Raw genomic sequence first — 6,151 nt, forward strand, 5'->3', positions numbered from 1 at the left:
CAGCAAAAAGAAATAAAAAAGGCAGCTAACGCTGCCTTTTTTTATTTTGATTTGCTTGTGCCAACTTCAACGCGAGTTTTTAACTTCTGACCGGGTCTAAAAGTTACCACTCGGCGTGCCGAAATAGGGATATCTTCGCCTGTTTTCGGATTACGGCCTGGACGTTCTTTCTTATCTCGAAGATCAAAGTTACCAAATCCAGAGAGCTTAACCTGCTCACCTTTTTCTAGCGCTGAGCGGATTTCTTCAAAAAACGCTTCAACTAAATCTTTGGCATCTTTCTTATTAATCCCGAGTTTTTCAAATAGGTGTTCAGCTATGTCGGCTTTAGTAAGCGCCATATCTAGTCCCTCAACGATGCGTTAAATTGTTCGGCCAGTGCGGCCACCACATTATCAACTACCTGATTGATATCTTTCTCTTCGAGCGTTCTATCAACCGCTTGTAGTGTTAGAGCAATCGCCAAACTCTTATAATTTGGCTCAATACCTTTGCCCTTATACACATCGAATAAGTTTAGGTCAACCAATTGATTTCCGCCAACTTTTTCTATCACGTTTAAAATATCGCCAGATTTCACCTGATCTTCCACTAAAATCGCGATATCACGGCGGTTTGACGGGAATTTCGACACAGCCACAGCTTCTGGTAATTTTCTTTTTTCTAGTGCAGACATTTCGATTTCAAACACAAATGCTGTGTTATTGATATCTAGTGACTTTTGCACCTGTGGATGCACTGCACCAAAGAAACCTACTTTCTTGCCATCAGAATAAATTACTGCCGATTGACCAGGGTGTAGGCCATCAGACTGCTCTGCTTTGATCTCAAAACGTGCTGTATCATTGCTAATTGCTAAAAGTGCTTCAACATCACCTTTTAAGTCATAGAAATCAACGCTACGCTTTTCTTGAACCCAATGTTCACCGTGTGCAAGACCAGAGATAACACCACCAATGACAGCAACTTGGTTTACGCCGTTTTCAGCATTTTCGTCACGTAAGAATTTTAAGCCATGCTCAAATAAACGTACACGTGGTTGCTGGCGGTTTTGATTATAAACTAATGATGCTAATAGACCCGGCATTAAACTCACACGCATTGCTGACATTTCAACTGAAATTGGGTGTGGCAATACAAGTGCATCACTTTGCGGGTGTAAAATTGCTTGTGCTTTCGGATCAACGAAGCTATAGGTAATTGCTTCTTGGTAACCACGCGTTACAAGCGTATTACGGAATTTAGTCACCGCAACATGCGACTCATCATGGTTAGTCATTTTTAATTTAGCAGTTGGTGCAACGTTTGGAATGCTGTTATAGCCGTAAACACGCGCAACTTCTTCAATTAAATCTTCTTCGATACGAATATCAAAGCGATAGCTAGGTACGTCTGCACTCCATACGCCATCAACAATTTTCACGTCTAAACCTAAACGCGTTAGGATGTCAGTGACTTTTACATCATCAATGTGGTGACCAATTACGCGGTCTAAACGCTCACGACGTAAACGCACTTCTGTTACTTTTGGTAGTTTGTCTGTTGCTACGGCTTCAACAACAGGGCCTGCTTCACCGCCAACAATCTCAAGTAATAATGCTGTCGCACGTTCCATCGCATCTTTTTGCAGTGCAAAATCAACACCACGCTCGTAGCGGTGTGACGCATCCGTGTGTAAACCGTAGCTACGTGCTTGACCTGCAATCGCTACCGGGTTAAAGAATGCACTTTCTAATAAAATATCTGAAGTTGCTTCAGTTACACCAGACTTTTCACCACCAAAAATACCTGCAATAGCAAGCGCTTTGTTGTGATCAGCAATAACAAGCGTAGACTCGTTTAGTTTAGCTGTGTTGCCATCTAACAGAACTAACTCTTCACCCGCGTTTGCGCTACGTACTTTAATACCACCTTCAATCGCATTTAAATCAAATGCGTGCATTGGGTGACCTAACTCTAATAACACGTAGTTTGTTACATCAACAACAGGGTCAATTGAGCGAATACCGCTGCGACGCAGCTTTTCTACCATCCAAAGTGGTGTTTCTGCATCAAGGTTAATACCTTTGATTACACGGCCTAAATAACGAGGACACGCTTCATCATTTACAAGCTCAATCGATACTTTGTCTTCAATCGTTGCAGCAACTGGTGCAATTTCAAGTGTATTTACATCAACACTATTCAATACGCCCACTTCACGCGCTAGACCTTTAATACCTAAACAATCACCACGGTTTGGTGTTAAGTCAACATCAATAATGTTGTCATCAAGGCTTAAGTATTCACGTAAGTCAGTACCGATTGGCGCATCACTTGGTAATTCCATGATGCCATCGCCTTCTTCGCTGATACCTAATTCAACGAATGCGCACAGCATGCCGTGTGAAGGTTGACCACGAAGTTTGGCTTTTTTGATTTTGAAGTCGCCAGGCAATACAGCGCCAACAGTCGCAACAGCGACTTTTAAACCTTGGCGGCAGTTAGGTGCACCACACACGATATCAAGTAGCTCATCACCACCTACGTTTACTTTAGTCACACGTAATTTATCAGCATCAGGGTGTTGACCACACTCAACCACTTCACCAACAACAACGCCTGTGAACTCTGCTGCTGCAGGCTCAACACCGTCAACTTCAAGACCAGCCATTGATAACTGTTCCGAAAGAGCCTGTGTGTCGATTGCTGGGTTAACCCACTCTCTTAACCACTTTTCACTAAATTTCATTTTATATCTTCACTCTTAACGGAACTGGTTTAGGAATTTTAAATCGTTTTCGAAAAATGCACGTAAGTCATTCACGCCGTAACGCAACATGGTTAAACGCTCAACACCCATACCGAATGCGAAGCCTGTGTATTTTTCTGGATCAATACCCACTGATTTAAGAACGTTAGGGTGAACCATGCCACAGCCTAATACCTCTAACCACTTGCCGTTTTTACCCATAACATCAACCTCAGCTGATGGCTCAGTAAATGGGAAGTAAGAAGGACGGAAACGAATTTCCATATCTTCTTCGAAGAAGTTACGTAAAAAGTCGTGCAGAATACCTTTTAACTCAGTGAAGCTTACATCTGTATCAACCATTAAGCCTTCCACTTGGTGGAACATTGGCGTGTGTGTTTGATCGTAATCGTTACGATAAACACGACCTGGAGAAATGATGCGCAGTGGTGGCTGCTCAGTTTCCATCGTACGGATTTGTACACCACTTGTTTGTGTACGTAACACAAGCTTAGGGTTGAAATAGAAAGTATCGTGATCAGCACGTGCAGGATGGTGCTCAGGAATATTTAGCGCATCGAAGTTATGAAAATCATCTTCAACTTCAGGACCTGATTTAACCGCAAAACCTAACTCACCAAAAAAGCTTTCAATACGTTCAATAGTACGAGTTACTGGGTGTAAGCCACCTGTTGGCATAACACGACCCGGTAAAGTTACGTCGATCGTTTCTGCCGCTAGCTTCTCTTCAAGAGCCTTACTTGCTAGTAACTCACGCTTTTCGTTAATGGCTGTTTGTACTTCTTGTTTTGCTTGGTTAATCACTTGACCCGCTTCTTTACGCTCTTCAGGGGCAATCTTGCCTAGCGTTTTAAGTAAGTTGGTGATTTCACCTTTTTTACCAAGGTAATTAACCCTGATATCTTCTAATTGCGCGATTTCGTTCGCACTGGCAACAGCCTCAAGTGCTTGCGCTAAAATATTTTCTAAGTTCATTGAGTACCTGGTCTTTCACAGAAGGATTTTGTAATAGCTAATGATAACTGAAAGCAAGGACTAGATTCTAGCCCTACTAAAGCTTTAACGTTGATTTTATAAAAGGAATTGTTAATTTTCTTTGTGCAGCCATAGAGGCATGGTCAAGTTTATCTAAAACATCGAGTAGTGCGCGCATATCACGGCTTAATCGCGTTAATAAAAAGCGCGCGCATTCATCGGTCAGTTCAAGGCCGCGCATGTGGGCACGGCGAACGAGTGCCTCAGCCTTGTCATCGTCACTCATTGAGCGTATTTGCAATGTCGTGCCCCATTTCAAACGCGATACAAGATCAGGTAAATTGATATGCAGCATATCAGGTAATAGATCGGCAGTAACAACCAAGTATTTACCTGGCTCATTAAAGCGATTGAAAAAGTTAAATAATCCTTTTTCCCATGCATCATTGCCAGCCACTAAATGAACGTCATCGATACATAAAACATCAAGAGTCTCCAAGCCATCCAGAACGACAGGCCCGTAGTCAATCACCTCTCTCATAGACAGTAACATCGTTGACAAGCCACGCTCCTGGGCGTCAATACAGGTTGCGTACAACAAGTGAGACTTACCAGAATCACCTAGACCACATAAGTAAGTATATTGGAATTTACTACTTAGTTTTGTAAATGCATCTTTAAGATGACTAACCTCAAGAGAATTCTCGCCACCAAAATAAGACGTAAACGTTTCATCATCAGGCAACGTAACCGGCAGTGCCATTTGCATAGGTTCTTGCACTAGAATTAAAGCCCCTGCCACTGATATTCAAGTTCGTCTTGATTAATAACTTGATAAAAATCTCGAGGGTCCTCATAGGCTTTAAAGGCACTATCAAGTTCTAGCGCTTTTCTAAAATCATTCATACTGCCAGTGTGATTAACATTGAATTGCACCATATCTGGTGTACGTAGCAAAATTTCTACACGTGTAACAACACTCAAGGTTGCTAATCGGCGTTTTGCAAGTTCAATATCAACAAAGTTATTAATACCCTTTAAATAAAATGTTGCTGATGCAAGTTGGCCAATCGTAGTCGGATCTATCGCATACTCGAATGCCAAGCCTGTGGCTAAACTATCAACCATATCAGCAACAATCTGTTGCTTGTCACCTACCAGCCGATTCGTTTCAAAGAGGTCATCATTAGTAAAACGCCAATCAAGGATCCACGTTTCTGAGTCTTGTTGTTGATACATTCTTGCAGTGATACTGCGCTCTGCACTATAACGACTCGACGCACGCTCTACAGGCTCAGAAAAATTACCCCATACCTCTGGGATACCTACAATTGAGCGGTCTTGTAAATCAAGCAAAGGAACAACGACAGGTAAACCTCGCTCACCTGCTTTATCATAAATTAACTGTTCAAGCTGCGGATATGATTCTTGAGTAACCAGTTCACGGCGCCAGTTATCTTCAATACCTAACCAGATAGCAACTAAAGGACGGCGTGTACCCCATAATGGCAGACCGAGATCTTTGATCAGTGCATTAATCTTATTCGCTTCAAACTTAACGACCAGATTTAAACTACCGTCTGCTTTTTCGTCATATTCAAACTTAAGCATGTAATCTGAAATATCGCGGGTACGCTGTTTAGCAAGAGGGTTTTGATCCGCACTTGTATCACCGCTGACCTTAACCAGCACATTTAGCAATGCTTCACGACTTGCCGCTAAACGAGCATCGCGTGATTTGTCTGCAACTTTAAGGGTATCTTGATATAGACTAGTCACCTCAACAGCAAAAGTTGAAGCACTCGAAAAAAATAATAATAAACAAATAAGTAATCTAGACACAGGCCATTAGTTCTTGCTTTTAAACTGTTTTGATCCTAAATCAAAGCCATACACAAAGCAAAGTTAATTTAATGAATGGCAGCTGACAATGAGGATGGAGCGCGATATAAAAGCGCGACGACAAACGCAAAAAACCCGCTGCATTGCTGCAACGGGTTTCTTTAATTTGGAGCCTGGCGATGTCCTACTTTCACATGGCAAATGCCACACTATCATCGGCGCTGTTTCGTTTCACTACTGAGTTCGGCATGGGGTCAGGTGGGTCCAAAACGCTATTGTCACCAAGCAAAATACGTGGAAAGGATTCTCGATAAAGCGCGTAGCGCTTACGAGTCCTTTGCGCAAGGTGAACTGATTTCGCATTAAGCGTTGCGGTTCACCCTACTAAAATTCGGAATGCTGATTTTAAGTAAATTCTACTTTAGTTTCTTAACTTCTGTTCGTTACGCTGCCACAAAACGCGTTTGGCGTTGTATGGTTAAGCCTCACGGGTAATTAGTACAGGTTAGCTTAATGGCTCACACCACTTCCACATCCTGCCTATCAACGTTGTAGTCTTCAACGGCCCTTCAGAGACTTTAA

5 protein-coding genes and 2 rRNA genes are annotated in these 6,151 nt (G+C 42.3%); all 7 read right to left on the bottom strand.

Annotated features, from left to right (window positions below; genetic code table 11):
- Positions 1–41 precede the first annotated feature (41 nt).
- The gene (gene ihfA, locus L3V38_RS06215; RefSeq protein ID WP_036969033.1) at positions 42–341 is read right to left on the bottom strand and encodes an integration host factor subunit alpha; all 300 of its coding nucleotides are present in this window, start codon (positions 339–341) and stop codon (positions 42–44) included.
- Between the two features lie 2 nt (positions 342–343).
- On the bottom strand, positions 344–2,731 hold the full coding sequence (gene pheT / locus L3V38_RS06220; RefSeq protein WP_237118741.1) for a phenylalanine--tRNA ligase subunit beta: 2,388 nt from the start codon (positions 2,729–2,731) through the stop codon (positions 344–346).
- 15 nt (positions 2,732–2,746) lie between these two features.
- Positions 2,747–3,727: a phenylalanine--tRNA ligase subunit alpha gene (gene pheS / locus L3V38_RS06225; RefSeq protein WP_062568835.1), complete on the bottom strand. Its 981-nt coding sequence runs from the start codon at positions 3,725–3,727 to the stop codon at positions 2,747–2,749.
- A 76-nt stretch (positions 3,728–3,803) separates the two neighbouring features.
- Positions 3,804–4,514, bottom strand: coding sequence for a DnaA regulatory inactivator Hda (hda, locus tag L3V38_RS06230; RefSeq protein ID WP_205989508.1), 711 nt, complete (start codon positions 4,512–4,514; stop codon positions 3,804–3,806).
- A complete protein-coding gene (locus tag L3V38_RS06235; protein ID WP_237118742.1) occupies positions 4,514–5,569 on the bottom strand; it encodes a DUF2066 domain-containing protein in 1,056 nt (351 codons plus the stop codon). The genes hda and L3V38_RS06235 overlap by 1 nt, the downstream gene beginning before the upstream one ends.
- A gap of 171 nt (positions 5,570–5,740) precedes the next feature.
- Positions 5,741–5,855, bottom strand: a 5S ribosomal RNA gene (gene rrf / locus L3V38_RS06240).
- Between the two features lie 188 nt (positions 5,856–6,043).
- A 23S ribosomal RNA gene (locus L3V38_RS06245) occupies positions 6,044–6,151 on the bottom strand; the annotation flags it as partial.

Source organism: Pseudoalteromonas sp. L1 (assembly GCF_021728095.1).
Lineage (GTDB): Bacteria > Pseudomonadota > Gammaproteobacteria > Enterobacterales > Alteromonadaceae > Pseudoalteromonas.

Bases quoted from the DNA above. Each gene is read 5' to 3' on its own strand.
- ihfA (WP_036969033.1), bottom strand. From the start codon at position 341: ATGGCGCTTACTAAAGCCGACATAGCTGAACACCTATTTGAAAAACTC.
- pheT (WP_237118741.1), bottom strand. From the start codon at position 2,731: ATGAAATTTAGTGAAAAGTGGTTAAGAGAGTGGGTTAACCCAGCAATC.
- pheS (WP_062568835.1), bottom strand. From the start codon at position 3,727: ATGAACTTAGAAAATATTTTAGCGCAAGCACTTGAGGCTGTTGCCAGT.